This window comes from Peribacillus sp. NJ11, assembly GCF_030348405.1.
Classification (GTDB): Bacteria; Bacillota; Bacilli; order Bacillales; family DSM-1321; genus Peribacillus.
On sequence record NZ_JAUCFO010000001.1, the window covers coordinates 1,968,331 to 1,991,346 of the forward strand.

Sequence of the window (23,016 nt, forward strand, 5' to 3'; positions counted from 1 at the left end):
ATATTTTTTGTTTTTTTGATTGTTGGGTTATTCATTCTCTATATAGTTATTGAAACAGCAGTAAGAAAAGGAATTAACAATTCAATTATTGGTTCAATTTCATGAAAAAAAGTATGGAGTTAAAGATGATAAAAAGTCTTTTATTGATGATGATTTAGATAATGATAAATAAACCGGGTTATTAAAATAGGTGGAGGTTGCTGCGGCAACCTTTTCTAGTGGGAAGGGAAATTCCATATGAAACTGTGGCTAGTTAATTAACAATCTCTTTTTTAAAAACAAATTCAACAAGACAACAATGATCCTTACAGGCGCTTTCCTGTAACAAGGAACAGTGCTTTTATTCTTTTCTGGTCCAGATTGCGGCATAGGGACAATTATTCAGAGTCTTTCCCAGGGCGACGAAATTCGGCGTAGTACACCTTTCGCTTTTCTGGTTCGGATTCAATATTTTCGATGAAAGCTGTTTTGGCTTCCTCCAGTAACAAGTCCTTTAATTTCCGAAGCTTTATTGGTCCCACTCCTGGGAACTTATCAGGTATATGTACTTCGAAATCCCCCTGCCGTTTATAAAAGCGAATGCTACCATGCCCGGTTCTTTCGACTTCCCCCAAGGTATAAGCAAAACTAAATCGTTGCTGAATGAATGAAGATAACTCAGGCAGCCCTAAGCCTTCATAGAGGGGAGGGAATTCATGATAAACTGGAGGTTCTTTGAATGAAATTGAAGAGATCTTCAAATCGATACTCCTCCTTTAGTGGAATAAAGGCGACGTTGCCTATAAGAGTTATTAAAGTCAAAATTAAAAGCACCTATTCAATCCTTTCATTAAATATTATTGTGCCATGGGCCAATTTTTTAAACATCTTGGTTAAAGGTGAAAGAAGTTTGCAGTATGTAAGAAAGCCAAATAAATCCGATATAAGGATCCATTGGAAACGGTTAGAGTAAGGGCACATATATTAATTGATTATTTTGTTCGTTAACTAACAGCTGCTTTAATTCAATAAGAATTTTAATTGGGACTACACATTATAGATATGTCTAATATGTGTAGTTCTTTTAATATCAACTGTTAAGCTAATTTAAGTTAAATATAAAAAAGTGTTCGTTTTTTGAAGGTGATTCATTTATTTTGTTGTATTTTTAATAATTGGTAGATTAATTCTAAAAATAGACAAAAATTGGAGGAAAAATCACATGGTTAACAATTGGAAAAAAATACTGATGGCTGGAGTGATTAGCTTATCCTTGCTAGGTACAGGGTACGTCGGTCACGACCTAATCTCCTCGCAAAACGTATCGGCTGAACCTGCATCGGAAAATGCACCAGGGCATTTGAAAAATGTTGAGGCTTCCCAGCTTGATGAGATAATCGAACGAGGATACATTCGGGTAGGAATGACCGGGGACTACAAACCATTTACCTATTTGAACCCAGAAACAAATGAGTATGAGGGCTTTGACGCGGACGCTGCCAAAGAACTTGGCAAAGACCTTGGGGTGGAGGTGGAATTTGTCGCTACCACATGGCCTACGATGATGAAAGACCTGCAAGCGGACAAATTTGATATCGCTGTGGGCGGTGTGACTCGCAACACAGCCAGACAAAAAAGCGCTTATGTATCCCAAGGTTACCTTTCATTCGGTAAGGTGCCTTTGATTCGCAAGGAAGATAAAGATAAGTATCTTACCATTGAAGATATCAACAAGCCTTCTGTGCGCATCGGCGTAAATCCAGGCGGAACGAACGAAGAATTTGTCCGTCAGTATCTAAGCAATGCTAACGTAACTGTTGTAGAAAACAATCTTGATATCCCTCATCTTGTTTCAGAAGGTACGTATGATGTTATGATCACAGACACAGTAGAAGCAATGCTATATGCAAAAGCTGATCCCAGATTGTATGCAGCTCAAACTGATAAGCCTTTCACAAACAGTGAAAAAGGTTATATGATTCCAAGAGGTGATTTCATTTATGCAAGCTACTTGGAAATGTGGATGGATGAAATGAAGCTCCAAGGAAAATTTGACGCACTCTACAAAAAGTGGATGGAATAGAATTTAGCGATGCTCCCAATAAATCTACCCTTAATACTGCCGTGTCAGGGAAGCACTTTTTCGAAAGCCACCAATTTGTCCCTTTTTCTTAATTGGCGATTATTATTATGGTTTGGGGTACGAATTAGGTAAGACCTTCCGTGCTACAAGGGAATGATTCCATCTTTAACAAAGGGTCTTGAGATTCATTTAGGGCAGCTTTTTCTTTATGCAACTATCAGCCAGGATAATTGAATAAATATAACAAATATAAGTATTAGGGGGAGTTGAATGAAAATGAATGACGAAAAAATTGGCGCGGATAGTGGAGTGGTAATAGCTGTAAGTAAAAGTGATAAACACACGTTCAGTAAGGAAAATTGCAATAGTATAAAACTGTTGAAAGGTTTGGGCGTTGAAGGAGATGCCCATTTAGGTAAAACGGTTAAGCATCGTTCGCGTGTAGCGAAAAACCCAAATCAACCTAACCTGCGACAGGTTCACCTAATCCACTCAGAATTATTAGATGAATTGAAAGATAGATTTAATGTGACAGCTGGACAAATGGGTGAAAATATTACCACAAAAGGTATCGATCTGCTTGAATTACCGAGGGATTCGTTACTATATATTGGAGAAACAGCAGTTATTAAAATAACAGGCTTACGAAATCCATGTGTCCAAATTGATCAATTTAAATCAGGACTTATGAACGCTGTTTTAGATCGGGATCAACATGGGAACTTGATACGTAAAGCAGGAATAATGAGCATAGTTTTGGAAAGTGGTGAGGTTCACCCGGGAGACCAGATTAGAATTCAATTACCACCTTTACCTCATACACCTCTTGAAAGGGTATAATATTTTCAATAGAACGGTTTTTATTTTCAGTAAAAAAAATTAAACTAGCTAGTTGCTGAGGCATCCTTTTTCTTATGGAACTATCGGGATAGTTCCATAAGGAATACTTATATTAGATCTAACGTGCTGAGAGTATGAGTTTTACCTAATTTCTAACACAACTGATATGAACGTTATATCTATAAAAGAACGAAAAAATCTCTAATCTAAACTTTTAGAGGTTTTTTTATGCAAAAACACAACTTTTATTTAGCTAATACGTCTAAGTATTGAACATTCAAGAAAAGGAGGGTTGGTAACTTGTCGGAGTACAGAAAAGAAGAAATTGCAGATTGGTATGACCAACATAGTAAATCCATTTTAAGCTTTATTTTATTGATGGTTAAGGATTATCAACAAGCAGAGGATTTGACCCATGATACCTTTGTAAAAGCGTACTTATATCATAATTCATTTAATCAGCATTCTAGTGAAAGAACATGGCTATTCAGTATCGCTCACAATTTAACGGTTGATTTTTTAAGAAAACGGAAACCCAGCAAGTTCTTTAAAGAAGTATTTCTTTTGCAAAAGGACAATAGCTCATTGCCTGAAGAAATGATTCAAATAAAAGAGGAATCATTTGAACTATATAAAGCGTTAGGGGAAATCAAAGATACATATCGAAAGGTGATCGTTTTAAGAAAAATCAAGGGTTTTTCTATTGAGGATACGGCAAAGATATTGAGTTGGTCTGAGAGTAAAGTCAAATCGACTCTTTTTAGAGCGATTCCAGCATTGAAAAAACAATTAATAAAGGAGGGGTATTTGGATGAAAAGGCAATATGAAGATACCGATTTTGATAGTTCCTTAAAGAAATTAAATTCTGATCTAATGTGGAAAACAAAACAAAAACAAGAACTCAAAAACCGAATCTTAACTGATATTGAAAAATTGGATTCCCAAGAGAAAAATAAAAACCCTATCCTATCCACTCGTATCAAAAAAGTAAGTTTGATTAGGAAGTTAGCATACTCTAGTATCGCGTCGATCATATTATTTGGTTTATTTATAAGTTCTGCATTTGTTTCACCTGTAATGGCAGAAGTAGTCTCAAAGATTCCTTTTTTAAGCTCAATTATTAATACAAAATCGATTGGTCCTATTATTGATGAAGAATTAAGCGAGAGGGGCTACAAAGTTAGAGGTCCTAGTATTAACTATCCCAATAAAATGATAACTATATCTGTTGATGGTTCTAATCAATATTATAAAAGTGTTAAAGGTGAAATTGAAGGTATTGTGAAGGATGTATTACAATCAAACAATTATGATGCTTATAAAGTTAAAATAGAAAAAAACGTGGATGTTCCTTATAGCGAAGAAGAAAAGAAACACATTGAAGAGCTAGAAAAACAGCATAAGAAGGACATGGTACTTTGGAAGCCTCTTGATAAAGTGTTAGAAAAGTATCACATCTTACAATATGGTGTGAATCCCAATAAGACAATAGAATTAGCCATACCGGACACCGAGACAAATACAGATGAAATTAAAAAAGAAGTTAGTAAAATAGCACAGACCATAACGAACGAACAATACACAGTTAAAATTAATAAAATAGACATGGATAAAAGAGATCAAGACAAAAGATGGATGACGATTCTAGATTATATTACTGATGAATTAATCGGTAAAAAGGAGTATAAAGTTACGTTGACTGGATATTCAATTAACCCAAAACCCAGAATTAGTATACAGACTTCTTTAAATAGCTCGGATCCTAATTCAAAGAAACATGGTAATAATATCGAAAAGGTCCTTAAAGAATATCTGAATTCTAAAGAAATGCAACCATTGGTTAAAAATGATACATACAAAATTAATGTATACAGCAAGGATAAAAAGAAGATAAATTAAATAAAAAGGCCCCAAATTGGTGGCCTTTTTAATGTACGATTCTAACCTTATCATACAGTAGAATTAAAGTGAAAAAATACCCTTAATGAACTAACAGGGCAGGTTAGTTGAACAAGCTTTGAAGATCCAGCTGAATACTTATGGAAAAAGAAGTTTTTGACAGTTGTGTGAACTGGTAGGATTAGCGACTAGAAATAAAGAATACCTATTTATCAAAAGGGGGCATTTTTAATGGAAAAAGAAAACTTACTAGCTGTAAAATGTTCGTGCTGCAAAAAGGAATTGGGCGCAATAGACTTGGTCATCATCAATGAATCACTTCAGCTGACGCATATTCAATGCCCTGATAAAGGAGAAAAAGCAATTATTGATGTAGGATATTTTAATGCTATATCCCGAAAATACCTGACCTGTACTCATGAAGAAGCCCCTATAAGTTTATAGTGGAATGTAAGTCCATGGCTTTAAGAACCTTCTATAACTAACAGGTGCGTTAGCTGAAAATGAAGGCTATCTTTAAGGGAGTTTTTTCTTTTTACTATAATTACCTTTTTAAATCTAGCACGAAATTGTCCAGGGTTTATTTGCATTCTAATGGGGCACGATATTAGTAATTTTATCAATTTTAATGTTTTATCATGATGAATTAGAGGTTATATATCCGAAATAATAAAAAAATTAAAGTATACCAATTAATCTGTTTCTTTCACATTTGGTTGTCTGGCTCCTGCAAGACACAGTGTATTCTTTAGGGTACAATAGTCATATAATAGCAGGATCTTATTCCTTTAGGACACAACTCCATATTAGTTAAATCCCAAATTTAATAAATCGGAGGTATGAATGTTGAAGGACAAATTAAAAAAATTAATAAATGATCCAAAAGTACAAAAAGCAGTAAAAGAAAAGGTAATTCCTTTGGTGAAAAAAGAAATTGAAAAAAGAAAAACAAATAAAACATAATCATTTTGAAGGACCTAGGCTGCACCGATGGTTTCGAAGTGATTAACTACGAACACACGGATGTTTCCGATATTAGAAAGATACCATTTGAAGCCAATTAAAATATAAACACTTAACTAACGAGTGTGTTAGTTCATTTAGAAGGCCACCAAATTGGTGGTCTTTTGAATGTGAGTTTCCATTCAAATTAGAGAAGAAAGTACCCTTATGCAACTAACGGGGCAGGAAAGTTCAAGAGAGTATATGCCATATTCTGAATAACTAATTGTGGAAAAATGGCAATTTGAGATGATTGTTATTAAGGGAAGGCAGTTTAATAACATCAGTAGCTTTATTCAGAAATAAATGCTGTAAATAATGAAAATATAAAAAAACTTGGCGGGAGAAACTATATCTAATTGATTAAAGGGAGGAAGAATAATGTCCAATAACATAAGACCAAGAAGAATAATTTTAGATTTAGCAATTACTTTAGATGGTTTTATTGAAGGGAAAAATGGGGAAGTTGATTGGTGCATCATGGACTCTGAGATGGGGTTTATTAATTTCTTAAATCAAATTGATACTATTTTATATGGAAGAAAAAGCTACGATTTATGGGGACAATTTACTCCAGAAATTGAAGATACAGATAAAGAAATGTGGGAATTAGTTCATAGTAAAGAAAAATATGTGTTTTCCAGAACGCAAAAAGGGACTGATAATAAAGCGATATTCATAAATGATAATATTCTTGAAGAAGTAAATAAATTAAAGAATAAGCCTGGTAAAGACATCTGGTTATATGGTGGAGCAAGTCTTATTACTACTTTTATCAATTTAGGGCTTGTTGATGAGTTTAGATTATCCGTTCACCCTGTTATTTTGGGAGAAGGAAAACCGTTGTTTATTGATATAAAACAGAGGTTGAATTTAAAAGTGGTTAATACAAGAACATTCTCCTCTGGCGTTGTGCAACTAATCTATCATTTGAATGGGGATTAATAATATTGCACATTCCAAAGATAAAATACCTCGATAGTAATAGTCACTTATTCAGCAAACGGTCCAGATAATGGAATTAGACTTGGATATTTATTTTAATATATAAGATTGTAATAATGTACTTAAAGTAACGGGCAGTTTAGTTGCATAAGAATAGATTCCAGAAGATCGTCATTAGAGTCGATCTTTTTTTATTTTTGCAACCAAATTAATAGTAATAATATTTTATGAATTAGAAAAAAATAGTGTTAGGGAAGGAGGGATTGCGAATGTCTGTGAAAAAGTGGGTAACAGGATTGGTCGTTGTGCTTGCAATGGTTGTAGTAGTGACAACAGTAGGTTCACTCGGCGTATTTGCCGAATCCGGTGTTGTAACTCAGCCTATGGAGACGGGAAAATTGATTGAGGTCGAGATGAAAGATGATTTCTTTAATCCGAAAGTCATCACTATTCCGAATGGAACAGCCACAACGTTGATATTGAAAAACAAAGGTACAAAAGAGCACACCTTCACAGTGGAAAAGCTCGGAATTGACGCCGAGGTCCAGCCAGGTACAGAAAAAAACATTACCGTGAATCCGAAACAGCCGGGTACATATGAACTGATATGCCGGTACCATTTCCAGGAAGGAATGGTTGGAGAAGTAATTGTCAAATAAGAAGCAGGGCCTATAAGGCCTTGTTTTTTTTATAGGCAAAGGAAATTACTTTTTACCCAGACATCCTCATAACAGCTAACTTTCCTCCACAGATGTTCTCTCCTTTGTATTACCGGTTAAGTTTTAGAGAGATTTTTTATTAAGTTTTTCATTACACAGGATATTGATGTTTGAATCATTAATAATTGTTCCACCTCTAATAAATGGTAATACAATGTATCGTAACGTATATACCATTTAGAATGAGGTGGAAAGGTGTATTTTTTTAAACCTATTTCTGATGAGGTTCGTTTATCTCAAATAATATTCAATAAACATAAAAAAACGATGAAGCTCATTTTAGGGTCTATTTTTGCCTGTATTGCTGCTATTCTACAGGCTGCTGCTGGCTTTTTACCAGGTATAGGATATTTCTTAAGTCCGCTAGCCACTGCACCTATTCTGTTATGTTCCATGTTTTCCATTCCATTTGGAGTAATGTCCTACTTTCTGACAATTATGTTGTTATTCATCCTACAGCCAACTGAACTAATTGTATTTCCTTTTACAACAGGATTGTTAGGACTTGGCATAGGGGCATCTTTTTACTTTTTTAGGAAGAGATTAAGTATTATTGCTACTGGTGCAATTCTTTTAATGTTAGGAATTATGAGTCTAATATTTATTTTTCACTTTCCAGTTTTAGGTCCAGCCGTCCCTGTTTCCTTTTCATTTCTTACAATTGGCTTTTTATTGGCTTTCATTTATAGCTGGTTATGGGTTGAAATTGCTTTAATCATTTTTAAAAGATTAAAAATGATTATAATTTAGTGATTCTCCATCACTTGGTTTTAATTTCGATTACTTAGATTCATGTAGAGATTTATCAAGTAGAATTTTATAGTTATGATTCATGGAATTATTTCAAAAACAGTGCCTTGGTTAAAATCAGTCACTTTCATTGAGCCATAAACTGCTAAATATAATCTGGTTTGATTGAGGTTCGTTCCCAAACTAACATAATAGGCTGATTGAGACCCAAATTCATAATCGGTTTGTATCACACTAAAATCATTTTGTTCACCATTTGGTCTTACGTTGGTATAAGCTAAGGCCCCTCGAACCTGAGGTTGAGATTCTTTCCGGGCAAGGTCGGTAAACACAACGCTTCCTGTTAAACCAGGGATACTTTCCCCCATATAGGCTTGCACTCCTGTAAGTGCAGTTCCTCCAAACTTATCGGGTCTGGTATCTTTATGAAAATAACTAGTTAAAGGCTGAAGACGACTACCTGAAAGTGTTACTGCTTCATTGTAAAAAGCAATTGTTTTCTCATCCAAATTCGAATTTTCAGTGCAGCCTCTTATAATCGAAGCAGGAAAAGCACCTTCCCAACCTCGCCAGCCAAAGTTAATAAACCCTTCTTTGTCAGGTTCAGAATTCATGAAAGAAGCTTGAATAAGCTGAGTAACCGGTATTGGTTTATAATGAACGAATGAAAAAATGGACTCGACCAAATCCTGGCCGACATTTCCCGCATATTTAATATACTGGTTATAAAACTTTTGAAATGAAATGCCTGGTATATTGCGAACCCCTTTGGCCATTACCATGAGCGTTTCCTGAATAGTTGTGGGAAGTTCATTAAAACGTGTCACAATGGGTGGATTATTGATGTATATATCCTTACCTACATCAATTTCAATTATTTTACCAGCGATTTCTAGATCGTCCTGGCTTAAGTTAAATGGATCATAGCCTGATCCACCATCTCCGGTTGTTAAAACAAGTTTTCCTGTTTCAGGTGAAAAGTTTAAACTATTGACCCCATTATGATTTGAAAATGGTCTTCTTAAGTTAAGTAATGTCCGTCGTTTTTGGGGTTGACCATTCGATTGTAAAATCCATTCTTCAATTGTATCAATATGATCATATTGCGTTTCTCTATTAATCCACCTTAGGTTTAACGTTCTAGGATCACACGGGTTAGGCTTAAAAGATTCACGAAGAGCACCTGGTCCTTGTGTTCCAGCTACTGAATAATGAAGATAAAACAGACCGTTATAATAAAATTCGGGATGAAACGCTAGCCCCAGCAATCCCCGTTCATCATATCCGCCACCAGAAACACCTAGTTTTAGGATGCGCGGGCGAATATCTAAAAAAGTCCTTATAACTCCGTTTCCTATGTAAAAGATCTCTCCTACCTGGGTTGCAATAAATAATCTTTCAATTGAGTCACCTGGAAGTATAGTTGTTTTCAAAACAGTAGGTAAATTTATCTTACTTGCAATGGGTCGTAAACCAACCTTAACTTTTATCAACTGCTTTGCACTCCTTCCTATTGTTTTCTTTTATAAGAATATGATTAGAACTGTCTATTAGTACCCAATTAGGCCGGGGAATCTGATAAGGCATTGCACCACTTTCCGCACGAGCGTAATTAAACGAAAGGAGTGCGTTAGTTGAAATTTTTAAGAATGAGGATAAATTCAAGTTATGCCAAAAAAGGACGCTATCCAGGAACAAGGATAAGCGCTAATTTTTCATTTTAGGGCCATATTCTTGAATAAGGGGTAGCATCAGGAAAATGCGTATTTACAACGATGAGCATTCAGATACAAGTTATATGAGACATAATGAACTCTATTTTGTAGGTGATTGGATTGTGTCTCAAAAGGCTCTGCTCTATTGGGGTTGTGAAAGAATGTACTTAAACTATCGGGGCAGGTTAGTTCATTAAGAACTACCTGTTTTTTTCTGAATAATACCTTGCATTATAAAGTAATATAAAATATATTTATACCAAGAGGTGGGAAAATTGGAAATTAATAAGGAAGTCTTAAAAGGCCATATAGACACTCTCATCCTTTCTCTTTTACATAGGAGGGATATGTACGGCTATGAATTAGCCAAAATTGTTCGAGAAAAGAGTGATAACCAATTTGAATTAAAAGAAGGTACGCTTTATCTGTCTTTAAAGAGATTAGAAAAGAATGAATGGATTTCTTCTTACTGGGGTGATGAGCAAGGACCAGGAGGAAGAAGAAAATATTACAAACTTACATCAATGGGTGAAGAAGGATTTAAAGAAAAGCGTTTGGAATGGGAATTTGTAAGAGATGTTATTGATTCGTTTTTAGAGGGGGGAGAAAAAAATGAATCAAATTGAAGAATACGTTCATTCGGTTTACCGAAATGTTGATGGAGATAAAGATGAAATCGAAGAATTAAAACAAGAAATGCGCTCACATTTACTAGAAGCTGTTTATGAGTTAAAAGAAAATGGAGTGTCGGAAGAAGAAGCAAATAGAATTGCCATTGAAAACTTCGGAGATAAAAAACACATTATAAAAGGATTATCGGAATTTTTTAATGTTCAAAAGCGATTTGCTCGGTATATCTTATTATTTTCATTGGTTTCACTTGTGCTAGGAGCTATCATTTTTGTAAATACCTCCTTAGAAATATATAATTTCAAGGAAGAAAGAAGCATCATCATGAACGATGTGTTAACCATTGTAGGTGATGATGATGTTATTTCTGACTCCAAAAAAGAGGATATTCAAACTCTTTTCGACGAACATAAGGATCATTTGAATTATCTTGCAATATTTAACACAGAAGAGAACGCTCAATTAAAAGATTGGTTGAAAGAATTTAATATAACACAAAAACCTTCTACCACTTACCCCATTGAATATCAGTATGCAACATTTATGATTGAAGATCCGTATGAAATTTTTAATAAAGAAGGAATTGTTAGCGATGATTATGATTTAGGAACAGTGGCGAGTACAAAGGATAATTGGATTGTTCAATATGAATATAAGGATACCTACCAGAATGTTATTGAAGCAAATAATTCATGGGCATTAGGAGATTACATGGATATTTTTCAGCTGCCGATTTTGTTCTTTGTAGTGTTTGGGGTGCTAATTATTGTTTGGGGATTCTTAAAAAAATATCATAAAAGATATTTAAAAGGACTTATAAACTGAATTTCTTGAATGAACTAACGGGTGCTTTACCTCATTATTAGGAGCTGATCAGAAGCTCCTTTTCTTATGCAACTATAGGGGCAGTTTAGTTGAAGAAAAAAATTTATATTTGTGTTCAACAATCGGGCCATATTCTTGAATAAGAGAAGAATGGAATTTTATGATGCAGTATTCAGGGGATCAACCCTTCTCTCAACCAAGTTAAAAAAACACCGATTATCGGTGTTTTTTTAACTTGGTGAGGAGTCTTTTTGTTCCTTTTGTTTTTTCTCCATATATTTTTTACCCCACTCTCCCATAATGTCCAGTGCTGGGATAAAGCTTTTTCCTTGTGGTGTTAGCGAGTATTCTACTTTAGGAGGAACTTCTTTATACACTTCTCTGTGAACCATTCCGTCCTCCTCCAATTCTCTCAGTTGTCTGGTCAATATTCCTTTTGAAATACCTGGTAATAACCTTTGAAGTTCGTTAAATCTTCTTGTTCGTCGACTTAGATACCATAAAATCACAATTTTCCATCTTCCAGCAATTACATTTTGAGTAAGTGTCAATGAGCATACTTCTTCTTGTTCTTCAGTAGGCGGTTCTCCTTGAAAATTAAATCGAGCCATGGGTATTTTCCCTCTCTCTCATAATGGTACTGTTTTTGTGACTAGGTCATTTAAAAATGCCTACTTTTATTATTGTGACTATGGATATAGTATATTCCTAAGCTTCATAATTCAATATGGAAATTTAATTGGAGGGAAAGAAAATGAAAATATTAGTTACGGGAGCAACAGGAGAATTAGGGTCAAATGTTGTAGAAACGTTATTAAAAACTGTACCAGCGAGTCAATTAGCTGTTAGTGTTCGAAATCCAGAGAAAGCAGAAGGATTTCGAGCTCGCGGAGTAGAAGTTCGACACGGAGATTTTGATAAACCAGAAACATTAGATTCTGCTTTTTCAGGAATTGATCGACTTTTAATTATATCTACGGTTGGGGATTATGAAACAATAATTAGACAGCATAATAATGCTGTAGCTGCTGCCCAGCGTGCTCAAGTTAAATTTATTGCTTATACTAGTGTAACAAATGCAAGTGAAAGTAACTTAGTTCTTGCTCCAGGTCATCGAGCAAGAGAAGAAGCTATTTTAAAAACAGGCATCCCATACTCATTTTTACGAAACAATTGGTATTTGGAAAATGAGATTGGTAGCATACAAGGTGTGATGGCAGGAGTGCCTTGGGTTACATCTGCTGGAACAGGAAAAGTAGGTTGGGCACTTAAACAAGACTATGCGGAAGCAGCAGCAACCGTATTGTCTGGGAACGGACACGAGAATACCGTTTACGAACTTTCCGGTCAGCATCTGACTCAAGAGGAATTAGCATCTGCCCTTGGAACTGTATTAGGTAAAGAAGTACCTGTACAACAAGTCGATGATGCTACTTATGCCGATATTATGAAAGGTGCAGGGGTACCTAAAGCCTATATTCCTATGCTCGTAAACATGCAAAAAGGTATTCGAGATGGTGGATTAGAGATAGAGAGCAATGATTTAGAAAAATTACTAGGTCGCCCTATTACAGCAATAAACGAGGATTTGAGCCAAATTGTTAATCAAATCTCCCAAACAGGGAAATAAATTTAATCAAAAAAACGACCTTCTTATATGTAATGGAGGTCGTTTTTTATATAAAAGGACTAGGAAACTTTACTTCCTAAAGAATGTGAAAACAATGTACTTAAACTAACGGGGCAGGTTAAATTGAAGAAGGTAATTGTTTTTTTCGTCTAGAATATGTCTATTGAGAACTGTTGAAAGATGTAAAAACCCTGTGTTGCCAAAAGGCTAATTTATCAATGCAATTGAAGTATCAATCAATATTTTAGGAGGGTTCAAATGGAGAAAAGAGTTCAATTTGACTTTGAAATAGAGTTTACTAATGGCGGTGGGCTTCAAGGGCAGGAATTCCGCCTTGATATTGATGGAGATGACATCACTGACCAAGAGTTAGCAAAGTATATTGTAGAGGATATGAGGTTACTAATGGTTGGAGAAGTTAAGATATTTAATAAAAAAATAATTAATGAAAAACATAAACGAAAACCTGTTGATGAGAACTCTGGAAAGTAACCGACTTCTTCAGCTAACAGGTGCGTTAGCTGAAGATTGGAGCTGTCTTTAAGGCAGCTCTTTTTCTTATGGAACTAACGGGGCAGCATTCCTGTAATAACTGAAAATGAGGTTTGAACGAAAAAAGACCTCTTGATAAGATGAATGTGTCCTAAGCTGGCCAGCTAAAAAAGGACAAAACATCTATTTGGAGGTCTCACAATGAATTATAACCAAAATCATAAAATCACTCAAATTACTTCTGAAACCTTAATTGTCGGAGTAGATATAGCCAAGCGCAATCATGTCGCGAGAGCACAGGATTTTAGAGGATTGGAACTGGGTAAAACGTGTTTCTTTGAAAATACGAATGCAGGATTTCATTCGTTTCTAGATTGGATTAACCAACTTGTTAAAGAGTGTAAGTTAAATCAAGTGATTGTAGGCATGGAGCCAACCGGTCACTACTGGTTAAATCTAGCTCATTTTCTAAAAGAGAATAATATTAAGTTCGTATCAGTCAATCTACTACATGTTAAACGAAGTAAAGAATTAGACGATAATTCACCTACAAAGAATGACGTGAAAGATGCAAAAGTCATCGCACAATTAGTCAAAGTTTGAAGATAAAGGTTTCAGCTCGCAAAAAATCAAGGGATTTCCTTGGTTTTTTGTTTTTTTAAAGGCTATTTAAATACATTATCAAGTAAAAACTATTAGATAGAAACTGAGTAGCTTTACAGAAAAATTTATGCAGTTTAGTAGCCTTTGTAAAAACAAATTTTTTTTGAAAATGGATTGTAAAATGGATTGTAAAATGGAAAAAAGTGATGTATTATTAAATTGTGAAATGTTTCACAAACAATATTTTCCTTTTACAAACTTAATGAGATGAAAGGATGAAAAACTTATGACAAAAGAAAAAGTAAGCCGTGTCGCATTAATTGGAACAGGATTTGTAGGCTCAAGCTACGCCTTTGCTCTTATGAACCAAGGAATTGTAGATGAGTTGATTATGATTGATTTAAATAAAGAAAAAGCAATTGGTGATGTGATGGATTTAAATCATGGGAAAGTTTTCGCTCCAGATCCAACAAATATTCGCTTTGGAGAGTATGAAGATTGTGCAGATGTAGATTTAGTTGTAATTTGTGCAGGAGCGAACCAAAAACCAGGAGAAACACGCCTTGACCTTGTGGATAAAAATCTGAAGATTTTTAAAACAATAGTCGAGAATGTCATGGCTAGTGGATTTGATGGCATCTTTCTTGTCGCAACCAATCCCGTTGATATCTTAACATACGCAACATGGCATTATAGTGGGTTACCTAAAGAACGAGTCATTGGATCTGGTACCATTCTTGATACAGCTCGTTTCCGTTTCCTACTAGGTGATTACTTTAAAGTCGCACCGAAAAATGTGCATGCGTATATCATCGGAGAACACGGTGACAGCGAGCTACCTGTTTATAGTTCTGCAGACGTGGGTGGTATTCCCGTTTTGAAAATGATTGAACGCCAAGAACACTATAAAAAAGAAGACTTAGATGAGATTTTTATTAATGTACGTGATGCAGCCTACAAAATCATTGAAGGAAAAGGTGCTACTTACTATGGCATCGCTATGGGACTTGTGCGAATTACAAAAGCCATTCTCCACAATGAAAATAGCGTGTTAACTGTCTCAGCTCATCTGGATGGCCAGTATGGTGAAAAGCATGTGTACATGGGTGTTCCAGCAATCATTAATCGTAGTGGGATCCGAGAAATTGTCGAATTAGAACTCAATGAAGAAGAACAACAGAAATTCCAACACAGTGCTTATGTCTTAAAAGACATTTTGGCGCCTCATTTTGAAGAATTAAAATTATAACATTAAATAGAAAGAAGGAAGCATCATGTGGATTCAAGATTATAATCCATTGAATAACACGTACTTATCAGCCTTGGTTGCTGCCCTTCCTGTCATATTCTTTCTTTTGGGTCTGACTGTATTCAAAATGAAGGGCATTATCGAGCCCTTCTTACACTAATCATTAGCATAGGTGTTTCGGTATTTTTATTCCAGATGCTTACCAGTTGGATCGTTGTTAGAAGGCCAATATGGTCAAAGTAATGTTCATGTTGATACTCCAACTGTAATTAATCGTACAGGTGCAAAAAATATTGTGGAGCTTTCCCTAAATGAGAGCGAAAAAGAAAAGTTTGCACATTCTGTTAAAACACTTAAAGATATTCAATCTCTATATTGGGAGTATTTTAATTCTTAAGTAAGAAATTCTTAAGTAAGAAATTCTTAAGTAAGAAATTCTTACGTAAGGGAGCTGTTATTATGTTAGTAGAAACTATCGATCCATTTAATAATCTTGCTATTTCAGCGTTAGTTGCAGCTATACCGATCCTTTTGTTTCTCTTATGTTTGACGATCTTTAAAATGAAAGGTATTTATGCAGCGCTTCTAAATTTATTTGTAACCCTTCTTATTGTACTTTTCCTCTTTAAGCTACCTTTGGGTGAAGCAATCGGGAGTGTTGTACAAGGTACGATACAAGGGATATGGCCGATTGGTTATATCATTGTGATGGCCGTCTGGTTATATAAAATCTCTGTTAAATCCGGGAAATTTGATGTTTTACGCGGAAGTATTGCGGGTATTTCACAAGACCAACGTCTTCAGCTCTTACTTATTGGGTTTTGCTTTAATGCCTTTCTTGAAGGGGCAGCAGGTTTTGGTGTACCGATTGCAATCTGTGCCGTTCTATTAGTTTCATTGGGATTCAAACCTTTACAGGCAGCCATGCTCTGTCTAGTAGCAAATGGTGCTTCAGGAGCATTCGGTGCCATTGGCATACCGGTTGGAATCATCGGTACATTTGGGCTGGAAAATGTGACCTCCATGAATGTGTCAATGATGACTGCCTTAACACTGCCGATCATTAACTTTACCATTCCGTTTTTATTAATATGGTTAATGGATGGATTTAAAGGGATTAGAGAAGTATTGCCGGCTATTTTAGTGACATCTATTACTTATACAGTGGCCCAAGCGATCATAACAATATTTGTAGGACCAGAGTTAGCTGACATTATTCCTTCTCTATTAACAATGGGTTTGTTGGCATTATTTCTTAATAAGTGGCAGCCTAAACATATATTTTTACTCAACGGCAAAGAATATGAATTTGAAAATCATTCAATGGGTGATGTTGTAAAGGCATGGTCTCCATTTTATTTATTAACAATATTTGTATTGATTTGGAGCTTTCCTGCATTTAAAGGTTTGTTTTCTCAAGGAGGAATTCTTGAATCGGCTGTACTGAAATTTATAGTACCAGGATCTTCGATCAATATTGGCATTGATTTAATCGGTGCAACAGGAACAGCGATATTATTAGCTGCTTTAACGACGATTGTAACGACGAAAGCAATCAATTTCAGTGAAGGTCTGTCTCTCCTAAAAAAAACTGTTTCAGAATTTTGGATTCCAATCATTATGATCTGTGCAATTATTGGTATAGCTAAGTTAATGACATATGGTGGATTAACAATTGCTTTAGGTGAAGCAGTTGCTACAACAGGAAATATCTTCCCTTTACTATCACCACTATTAGGATGGATTGGAGTGTTTATGACTGGGTCTGTAGTAAATAACAATACGTTATTTGCGCCTATACAAGCTACTGCAGGTAATATCATAGGTACAAACTCATCATTATTAGTTTCTGCTAACACTGCCGGGGGAGTTATGGCAAAGCTTGTTTCTCCACAGTCAATCGCAATAGCAGCTGCAGCCGTTGGTGAAACAGGAAAAGAATCTGATTTAACGAAAATGACATTAAAATACAGCTTTGGGTTATTAGCTTTTGTGTGCATTTGGACATTTATATTATCGCTATTTTATTAGTAATACTTTTATATAACTAACTAGTAAAAAGGAATCAGAGAACTACTCTGATTCCTTTTTCAAAGACAAAGCTGCTTTTAAAAATTAATCTTACTGCTCACTTATTCGAAAATAAATTGAAATACAATCGTTACGGTGAACCGTATCATAAATAATTCCAACCTAAATTCATCATATTTTTGTTAAAGTCTAGTTAACGCTTTGTAGCAAGCAGCCATTCATATTTTCATTTTTCAACAAACGGGCGCGATTGTTGAACAACATAGGTAGAAAATGATCAAACTTTTTTATAAAAACCAAACTTAAATCTGCTGAGAAGAATCCATTTTGATCAATCTTTTTTCAAAATGGATTCTTTTTATTTATCGTAAAATACTGGTTTGTGAGTTATTTTTGATCAAACTTTATTTCAAAGCAACACTACGAGACATGATGCAATATTGGCCATAATCTTTTCATTCATTGTTGCTGTTTTAACCCTTAATGGATAAAAGACTATTTAGACCTTATTGAAATATCAGTGCGTTAGCTTAAGATCGGGACTGTCTTTAAGGCAGTTTTTTTCTTTATGCAACTAACGGGGCAGTTTAGTTCAGTAACGTCGCATAAGAGACATATAGTGAACAAAAAAAAAGACAGTGTACCACGCTGCCTCTTTTTGTATGGTTAAAGAAAACGAAGAATTATTTAATCTTCTCTAGTGAACAATTATTCTATGTTTTAATTCTGAATTCATATCTAAAACACCTATCACAATTTGATTATCTTCCGTCAATGTTATGTATCTGAAATAATCATCATCAGAAATCAACAAGTCGGTGTCATTCGTCGTTTTTTCCATTTTGGCAAATACATCTAATGTGTACTCAAGGTGAAAAAAATCATCCAATCCCTTGCTTGAGTTACCTACCCAGGTATACAGAAAATCTTTCAGTGTGATTTGTTCAATCACCGATAATTGTTTCTTGAATTTTAACTTATCTACTGTAACGCTTATCATCTTTTAACACTCCTTAACGAGTATTAATTATATACATTGAAGTCTCCTCCAACAATGCTATTTGCGTAACAATCTGTTTACAGTTAAGTTACTACACTAACGGGGCAGTTTAGTGGAAGAATAATGTTATAATTTGGATGTGAGGAATTGTGTCTACTTGAACAAACGGAGTGCGTTAGTGAATCAAATTAATGAACTACTGCTACGTGCAGGGGGGTGTAGAGAAAGGAGTTGAAAAGACTTGATAATTTATGCAGAAACCTTACGTGCAATTTCCATAGTAATACTTATTATTAGTTCTTCTTTCTATCTTCGGCATTTGGTAAAAACCAAAAAACAAAGGAAACTTTCAGCCTTTGAATTTACAATGTATACAACCATTCAAATAGCATATATCTTCTTTGCAATTAGTTTATTGATTTCTATATTCGTTAAGTGATTGGGAAGGGTAGAAAAGATTGTGAAGGATTCTACTTAAACTAACGGGTGCGTTAGCTGAAGATCAGAGCTGTCATTAAGGCAGCTTTTTCTTTATGCAACTATATGGGCAGGATAGTTGCATAAGGTCCATTTTTAGTACCAACTATTAATACCAAGTTACAATTACATAAAAAATCAAAAATAGTGAATTGTTAATTGAAAAGGCTTATGTAACCTATTCACTAAGACCTTCAAGTGCTAACGCATTATTCTTAAAAGGCGAATTAAGGGAAGTCAAAGGGCTTCCCTTAAAAATCGCTTAATTTTCAACACTATTTTATAACATGGCCTTTTATTTAGAAGGTTCCAATCGTTAGCGAATAGATTATTGCCATCAGCAGATAATATAAGCGAAGGAGTGAATCATATGCCACAAGATTATAATGATCCATTAAATAATGCCGAGAACCTTGATAAACGTAGAGACCCAACTAATTATCCTACTGATAAGAATGAAGACAACGATACAGTTGACAGATCTGTAATGATTGATGGTGGCCCTGGATTTGATGGAGAAGAACGTTCTAGGCGTGGTGATAATATACCAACAATAGAGGAAGCTGCAAACTTTAGAGATCGTTTCAATTCCGACCATGAGAAACTTATGGGCAGAATCATTCTTGGAGATACACTTATTAATCGAGAAAATACACATTTTGGACGGTTTGAAAGATAAAAAAGAGACAGCCAATTTACTTGGCTGCCTTTTTCTTTTCTGTTAATTTCTTTTGAGACCTTGCTGATAACACGAAATATATGTGCGAAAGTTTAGGAGTCAGCGAAGCGAAGAAGAATTGCCTCCTATGCATTAGGATAATATTGAGCTGTATTCTTCAACCAACGGGAGCTTTACTTCATAACCAGCAGCTCCTTTTATTATGGAACAAACTGGGCAGGTTAGTTGAATAAGGTCCAGATTAATCCTTGAAATACAATACATTTGAAAAACGTGCTAATATTGTTATATCAGTGTGTAGAGATATTGGTCTTTTTTATTGACCAAAAATATATGTCTCATGATACGTCTGCCATCTGAAATATTTTTAATGGAGATGATCAATATGCACGAGGAAACAAGATTACCGCGAAACGGCAAAGAATTTGTATTATTCTTAGCGATCATATCAATACTTTCAGTCAACATTATCGCACCTCTTATTATGGGATTTAAATTTGGATTCAGTAAAGAAGTGTATTTTGAAACCTTACAAGTAATTCCGTTTGTATGGATTTGTGTCATTTTATTGGTAACACTTGTTGCAAATCCAATTGTTAATAAACTCGTACAAAAGTTTACTGAACCTACGGACGGTTTTAATGCAAGAGTATTATTCACGATATTATTTAGCGTAACCATCCTGTCCATTTTGCTGACAGTTATCGGATCTTGGATTGGCATGAGAGAAATTAGTTTGGAGCCGATTCAAACGTTCTTTTATGATTGGCCACGTAACTTTTTCATCGCATTTTGGGTTGAAGCTTTGATCGCACAGCCGATAGCAAGATTTGCAATGGAAAAATTACATGCAAGTCAGGCACGTAAAGCAGTAAATGCGTAATAATCAAACAAAATAAAAGCCTATATAGCCGATTGTTTTTTTAAAAGCAGTCGGCTTTTTCATGCAGAAAAATGTATGTGTTAGAACATATCATTAGTTTTTGCATTATACGAGCTAAAGAGGAAGATAGTTATAATTGTATTAAATAAAATGACTAACGGGTGCTTTAGTTGAATAAATTTAATTCAGGTCGATTCCTTAACTTGGAAATCAGCTTTTTTTTATTTCGGAGAGTTTCATAACTTAAAAATTATGAAACTCTTTATAAGATGTGATAAATATCAAGCCTAAAAAGTGTCACTTTGACCGATAAATGCGCTTATTTTAAGTGTTATTTGACACATCCGACTTTAAAAACCCAGCTATTCTTCACATTAGAAGATTAGCTGGGTTTCTTAATTATTTACATCCAATCATTTATAGCTCTATCTGATCTTTTTAGAAAAAAGCGACTTCTCATTGTTCATCAATCGCGCCCGATCGCGGAACAAAGAACTCCTGCATATCAGGAATTTTAATCAACATTCATTCAGTCATACCTAAAATACCACTCCTAAGGATTCAAAGGATAGTTAGATTTCATTCGCGAACAACCTAAGCTCTTGAGACTCATTAGAAAACTTAACCATTCGTTCAAATTGCAACCCCAGCTTTTCAAGTAGTTTAGCAGAACTGTGATTGTTTGGAGAAGTTATAGCCACAATGCGATTAATACCTAAAACGTTTTTTCCATGCGCCATTACTGCAGAGGCTGACTCATAGGCATATCCTTTCGCCCAAAACCTGGGAAGAAAGGCAAATCCAATATCCACATCTTCCAAGGTGTCCCTTTTTATCAGACCGCAGATCCCAATAGGAATACCTTCCTCTTTCAATTCGGTCAAATACAGACCGAAGCCCAATCGATTATACATTTCAACGGGTCCGTTCAAAATATAATTTCGGGCATCTTCGAGGGTTCTCACACCCTTATCCCCGATAAACTGGATCCATGAAGGCTCATTCAAAAGCTCAAGTATAAACTCCGCATCATCAGGTGATATCCAACGAAGGATTAATCGATTTGTTTCAAGAACTTTCAAAGTAGATACACCCCTTTATAATGTCTATAAATGATTCAATATAAGTCAGAGTCTGGTCTTCCATCACCACGGGTATAGCTACCAAACTCTCTTGTCGTATGAAGAAAAACATGAATCTTCCTTTCATTCTGATGGGAAGTCTGTCCTTTTCTCCCTGGGATACAGACACTGGTATTACCCCATCGCCCTCAGGCTGTTTTTACGACGATGCGTCAGGACGCCTGTTAGTCATAATAACAATTATTTCAAATTCCAATAAAATGAACAAGGAGTTATTTCATTATATAGCCCAATACACGAAAAAGACGCGGTATAAAATAAACGGGGCAGTTATTTAATAAGAAACAAGGATTTATTCTTTATTGTATCGAAAGGATTAATAAAGGAAAGTAGTGAAAAAATGATTATTAATAAAAAGATTAACACACAGTTTAATTCAGTTGTATCAAATGTTAGAAAGACATCTGAATTAGTTGACTGTTCAGGTGCATCTGTTTTTATAATTCACAACGATAATATTGTAACAGAGGAATATTGGGGTAAACATTCTAAGGCTCCTGATTTGAGGGGAATCCAAGAAGATACCCAATTTCATGTTGCATCAGTTAGAAAAAGTTACATAGGCTTTGCAGTTGCCTATGCGGTTTATGAAGGATACATAGACTCAATAGATGATTTAATAGTTAAATATATTCCAGCGAATAGTATGCCAATATTTAATGGGACAACAATAAGACACCTACTAACACATACGCATGGTTTAAAGAGTATTAATGGAGAGGTACATCGGGAATTTATACCTGGAACTAATTGGTCATATAGAGGTGTCGGAATTGATATGTTGACGCAAATCGTTAAAAATACAGCTGGTAAATCGGTTGCTGAAATAGTTGCTGATAACGTATTTAAACCTCTGAATTTTACAGAGACTGGCTGGTATGGAGAAGTAAATGAAAAACTTGTTTCTGTAATACGGAAGCCTAATGACCCAAATTGGACTACAAGTAAGAGTACAGACGGCAATAAGATGAATATGTATGTATCATCAAGAGAGTTGGCTAAATGGGGGTACTTTCATCTTAAAAAGGGAAATGTAGATGGAAAACAAATCGTATCAAATGAAATTATAGATATCGTTACAACCGTTCAAAGCCCAAATTCATTAGATGTGGAACTTCCCCAAAACGGATATTTATGGTTCGTAAAAGATTTACCTGCAAGAAAATCAGAAATTGGTGAACTTGTATCTAAAGGATCCTTTCAAATTTTAGGCTATACAGGAGTAACTCTTTTGGTTATACCTCAACATAACCTCGTGGCAGTGCGTGCGTTTAATAGTTTTGGTTCTCCTAATGGATTTGATTACTTAGCTGATGTCCGAGAATTTGGTAATACTATTATGACCTGCTTAATATCGGCATCCCATTGATGGATTGAGCCTCGAAATAATACGTCTTGAGGCTATCAAAATTTTTTTTAGATAGAGTCATATCTTCATGTGT

24 protein-coding genes and 1 pseudogene are annotated in these 23,016 nt (G+C 35.0%); 20 read left to right on the top strand and 5 right to left on the bottom strand.

Annotated elements, in window-relative coordinates; genetic code table 11:
* Positions 1 to 377: 377 nt before the first annotated feature.
* On the bottom strand, positions 378 to 740 hold the full coding sequence (locus QUF86_RS09690; protein ID WP_289334163.1) for a hypothetical protein: 363 nt from the start codon (positions 738 to 740) through the stop codon (positions 378 to 380).
* 461 nt (positions 741 to 1,201) lie between these two features.
* Here QUF86_RS09690 and QUF86_RS09695 point away from each other — a divergent pair, with 461 nt between their 5' ends.
* The 8 genes from QUF86_RS09695 to QUF86_RS09730 all read left to right on the top strand — a co-directional run bounded on the left by QUF86_RS09695 (position 1,202) and on the right by QUF86_RS09730 (position 8,218).
* Positions 1,202 to 2,062, top strand: coding sequence for a transporter substrate-binding domain-containing protein (locus tag QUF86_RS09695; RefSeq protein WP_289334164.1), 861 nt, complete (start codon positions 1,202 to 1,204; stop codon positions 2,060 to 2,062).
* A gap of 270 nt (positions 2,063 to 2,332) precedes the next feature.
* Positions 2,333 to 2,902 carry an MOSC domain-containing protein gene (locus QUF86_RS09700; RefSeq protein WP_483313910.1) on the top strand — a complete coding sequence of 190 codons (570 nt, stop codon included), beginning with the start codon at positions 2,333 to 2,335 and terminating at the stop codon, positions 2,900 to 2,902.
* Between the two features lie 300 nt (positions 2,903 to 3,202).
* A complete protein-coding gene (locus QUF86_RS09705; protein ID WP_289334165.1) occupies positions 3,203 to 3,730 on the top strand; it encodes an RNA polymerase sigma factor in 528 nt (175 codons plus the stop codon).
* Positions 3,714 to 4,802: a DUF4030 domain-containing protein gene (locus QUF86_RS09710; protein ID WP_289314791.1), complete on the top strand. Its 1,089-nt coding sequence runs from the start codon at positions 3,714 to 3,716 to the stop codon at positions 4,800 to 4,802. The genes QUF86_RS09705 and QUF86_RS09710 overlap by 17 nt, the downstream gene beginning before the upstream one ends.
* A gap of 231 nt (positions 4,803 to 5,033) precedes the next feature.
* Positions 5,034 to 5,246, top strand: coding sequence for a hypothetical protein (locus QUF86_RS09715; protein WP_289334166.1), 213 nt, complete (start codon positions 5,034 to 5,036; stop codon positions 5,244 to 5,246).
* 939 nt (positions 5,247 to 6,185) lie between these two features.
* Positions 6,186 to 6,749: a dihydrofolate reductase family protein gene (locus QUF86_RS09720; protein WP_289334167.1), complete on the top strand. Its 564-nt coding sequence runs from the start codon at positions 6,186 to 6,188 to the stop codon at positions 6,747 to 6,749.
* 269 nt (positions 6,750 to 7,018) lie between these two features.
* Positions 7,019 to 7,408, top strand: coding sequence for a cupredoxin domain-containing protein (locus QUF86_RS09725; RefSeq protein ID WP_289334168.1), 390 nt, complete (start codon positions 7,019 to 7,021; stop codon positions 7,406 to 7,408).
* Positions 7,409 to 7,663: 255 nt separating this feature from the next.
* Complete coding sequence (locus QUF86_RS09730) at positions 7,664 to 8,218, top strand: hypothetical protein (RefSeq protein ID WP_289314795.1); 555 nt, start codon at positions 7,664 to 7,666, stop codon at positions 8,216 to 8,218.
* 80 nt (positions 8,219 to 8,298) lie between these two features.
* Here the strand turns inward: QUF86_RS09730 and QUF86_RS09735 are convergent, their stop codons facing one another.
* Entirely contained in the window at positions 8,299 to 9,711 is a 1,413-nt protein-coding gene (locus tag QUF86_RS09735) for a PQQ-dependent sugar dehydrogenase (RefSeq protein ID WP_289334169.1), read from the bottom strand.
* A 497-nt stretch (positions 9,712 to 10,208) separates the two neighbouring features.
* On the opposite strand from QUF86_RS09735, the gene QUF86_RS09740 reads away from it, so the two are divergent.
* Entirely contained in the window at positions 10,209 to 10,559 is a 351-nt protein-coding gene (locus QUF86_RS09740; protein WP_289334170.1) for a PadR family transcriptional regulator, read from the top strand.
* Positions 10,546 to 11,388, top strand: coding sequence for a permease prefix domain 1-containing protein (locus tag QUF86_RS09745; protein WP_289334171.1), 843 nt, complete (start codon positions 10,546 to 10,548; stop codon positions 11,386 to 11,388). Before QUF86_RS09740 ends, QUF86_RS09745 begins: the two co-directional genes overlap by 14 nt.
* Positions 11,389 to 11,618: 230 nt before the next feature.
* On the opposite strand, the gene QUF86_RS09750 is transcribed toward QUF86_RS09745, so the two are convergent.
* Complete coding sequence (locus tag QUF86_RS09750) at positions 11,619 to 11,999, bottom strand: winged helix-turn-helix transcriptional regulator (protein ID WP_289334172.1); 381 nt, start codon at positions 11,997 to 11,999, stop codon at positions 11,619 to 11,621.
* 143 nt (positions 12,000 to 12,142) lie between these two features.
* On the opposite strand from QUF86_RS09750, the gene QUF86_RS09755 reads away from it, so the two are divergent.
* The 7 genes and pseudogenes from QUF86_RS09755 to QUF86_RS09785 all read left to right on the top strand — a co-directional run bounded on the left by QUF86_RS09755 (position 12,143) and on the right by QUF86_RS09785 (position 17,393).
* Positions 12,143 to 13,018, top strand: coding sequence for an SDR family oxidoreductase (locus QUF86_RS09755; protein ID WP_289334173.1), 876 nt, complete (start codon positions 12,143 to 12,145; stop codon positions 13,016 to 13,018).
* Between the two features lie 258 nt (positions 13,019 to 13,276).
* Positions 13,277 to 13,510, top strand: coding sequence for a cyclase (locus QUF86_RS09760; RefSeq protein WP_289334174.1), 234 nt, complete (start codon positions 13,277 to 13,279; stop codon positions 13,508 to 13,510).
* A 201-nt stretch (positions 13,511 to 13,711) separates the two neighbouring features.
* A pseudogene (locus tag QUF86_RS09765) lies at positions 13,712 to 14,107 on the top strand (IS110 family transposase); the annotation flags it as partial.
* Between the two features lie 292 nt (positions 14,108 to 14,399).
* Positions 14,400 to 15,362 carry an L-lactate dehydrogenase gene (locus QUF86_RS09770; RefSeq protein WP_057219290.1) on the top strand — a complete coding sequence of 321 codons (963 nt, stop codon included), beginning with the start codon at positions 14,400 to 14,402 and terminating at the stop codon, positions 15,360 to 15,362.
* Positions 15,363 to 15,387: 25 nt separating this feature from the next.
* Complete coding sequence (locus QUF86_RS09775) at positions 15,388 to 15,522, top strand: hypothetical protein (RefSeq protein ID WP_289334175.1); 135 nt, start codon at positions 15,388 to 15,390, stop codon at positions 15,520 to 15,522.
* A gap of 12 nt (positions 15,523 to 15,534) precedes the next feature.
* A complete protein-coding gene (locus QUF86_RS09780) occupies positions 15,535 to 15,759 on the top strand; it encodes a hypothetical protein (protein WP_289334176.1) in 225 nt (74 codons plus the stop codon).
* Between the two features lie 62 nt (positions 15,760 to 15,821).
* Positions 15,822 to 17,393 (top strand): L-lactate permease, encoded by a 1,572-nt coding sequence (locus QUF86_RS09785; protein ID WP_056527698.1) that lies wholly within the window; start codon positions 15,822 to 15,824, stop codon positions 17,391 to 17,393.
* 697 nt (positions 17,394 to 18,090) lie between these two features.
* Here the strand turns inward: QUF86_RS09785 and QUF86_RS09790 are convergent.
* A complete protein-coding gene (locus tag QUF86_RS09790) occupies positions 18,091 to 18,393 on the bottom strand; it encodes a hypothetical protein (RefSeq protein WP_289334177.1) in 303 nt (100 codons plus the stop codon).
* A gap of 847 nt (positions 18,394 to 19,240) precedes the next feature.
* Here QUF86_RS09790 and QUF86_RS09795 point away from each other — a divergent pair.
* Entirely contained in the window at positions 19,241 to 19,549 is a 309-nt protein-coding gene (locus tag QUF86_RS09795) for a hypothetical protein (protein WP_289334178.1), read from the top strand.
* A 385-nt stretch (positions 19,550 to 19,934) separates the two neighbouring features.
* A complete protein-coding gene (locus tag QUF86_RS09800) occupies positions 19,935 to 20,432 on the top strand; it encodes a hypothetical protein (RefSeq protein WP_289334179.1) in 498 nt (165 codons plus the stop codon).
* A 572-nt stretch (positions 20,433 to 21,004) separates the two neighbouring features.
* On the opposite strand, the gene QUF86_RS09805 is transcribed toward QUF86_RS09800, so the two are convergent.
* Entirely contained in the window at positions 21,005 to 21,514 is a 510-nt protein-coding gene (locus QUF86_RS09805; RefSeq protein ID WP_289314811.1) for a GNAT family N-acetyltransferase, read from the bottom strand.
* 400 nt (positions 21,515 to 21,914) lie between these two features.
* On the opposite strand from QUF86_RS09805, the gene QUF86_RS09810 reads away from it, so the two are divergent.
* Positions 21,915 to 22,943, top strand: a complete 1,029-nt coding sequence (locus tag QUF86_RS09810) for a serine hydrolase domain-containing protein (protein ID WP_289334180.1) — start codon at positions 21,915 to 21,917, stop codon at positions 22,941 to 22,943.
* Positions 22,944 to 23,016: the final 73 nt, after the last annotated feature.

Excerpts from the sequence above, each read along its gene's own strand:
- QUF86_RS09715 (WP_289334166.1), top strand. The coding sequence starts at position 5,034 with ATGGAAAAAGAAAACTTACTAGCTGTAAAATGTTCGTGCTGCAAAAAG.
- QUF86_RS09695 (WP_289334164.1), top strand. The coding sequence starts at position 1,202 with ATGGTTAACAATTGGAAAAAAATACTGATGGCTGGAGTGATTAGCTTA.
- QUF86_RS09700 (WP_483313910.1), top strand. The coding sequence starts at position 2,333 with ATGAAAATGAATGACGAAAAAATTGGCGCGGATAGTGGAGTGGTAATA.
- QUF86_RS09810 (WP_289334180.1), top strand. The coding sequence starts at position 21,915 with ATGATTATTAATAAAAAGATTAACACACAGTTTAATTCAGTTGTATCA.
- QUF86_RS09775 (WP_289334175.1), top strand. The coding sequence starts at position 15,388 with ATGTGGATTCAAGATTATAATCCATTGAATAACACGTACTTATCAGCC.
- QUF86_RS09785 (WP_056527698.1), top strand. The coding sequence starts at position 15,822 with ATGTTAGTAGAAACTATCGATCCATTTAATAATCTTGCTATTTCAGCG.
- QUF86_RS09725 (WP_289334168.1), top strand. The coding sequence starts at position 7,019 with ATGTCTGTGAAAAAGTGGGTAACAGGATTGGTCGTTGTGCTTGCAATG.
- QUF86_RS09770 (WP_057219290.1), top strand. The coding sequence starts at position 14,400 with ATGACAAAAGAAAAAGTAAGCCGTGTCGCATTAATTGGAACAGGATTT.
- QUF86_RS09800 (WP_289334179.1), top strand. The coding sequence starts at position 19,935 with ATGCACGAGGAAACAAGATTACCGCGAAACGGCAAAGAATTTGTATTA.
- QUF86_RS09790 (WP_289334177.1), bottom strand. The coding sequence starts at position 18,393 with ATGATAAGCGTTACAGTAGATAAGTTAAAATTCAAGAAACAATTATCG.
- QUF86_RS09710 (WP_289314791.1), top strand. The coding sequence starts at position 3,714 with ATGAAAAGGCAATATGAAGATACCGATTTTGATAGTTCCTTAAAGAAA.
- QUF86_RS09745 (WP_289334171.1), top strand. The coding sequence starts at position 10,546 with ATGAATCAAATTGAAGAATACGTTCATTCGGTTTACCGAAATGTTGAT.
- QUF86_RS09755 (WP_289334173.1), top strand. The coding sequence starts at position 12,143 with ATGAAAATATTAGTTACGGGAGCAACAGGAGAATTAGGGTCAAATGTT.
- QUF86_RS09760 (WP_289334174.1), top strand. The coding sequence starts at position 13,277 with ATGGAGAAAAGAGTTCAATTTGACTTTGAAATAGAGTTTACTAATGGC.
- QUF86_RS09795 (WP_289334178.1), top strand. The coding sequence starts at position 19,241 with ATGCCACAAGATTATAATGATCCATTAAATAATGCCGAGAACCTTGAT.
- QUF86_RS09750 (WP_289334172.1), bottom strand. The coding sequence starts at position 11,999 with ATGGCTCGATTTAATTTTCAAGGAGAACCGCCTACTGAAGAACAAGAA.
- QUF86_RS09720 (WP_289334167.1), top strand. The coding sequence starts at position 6,186 with ATGTCCAATAACATAAGACCAAGAAGAATAATTTTAGATTTAGCAATT.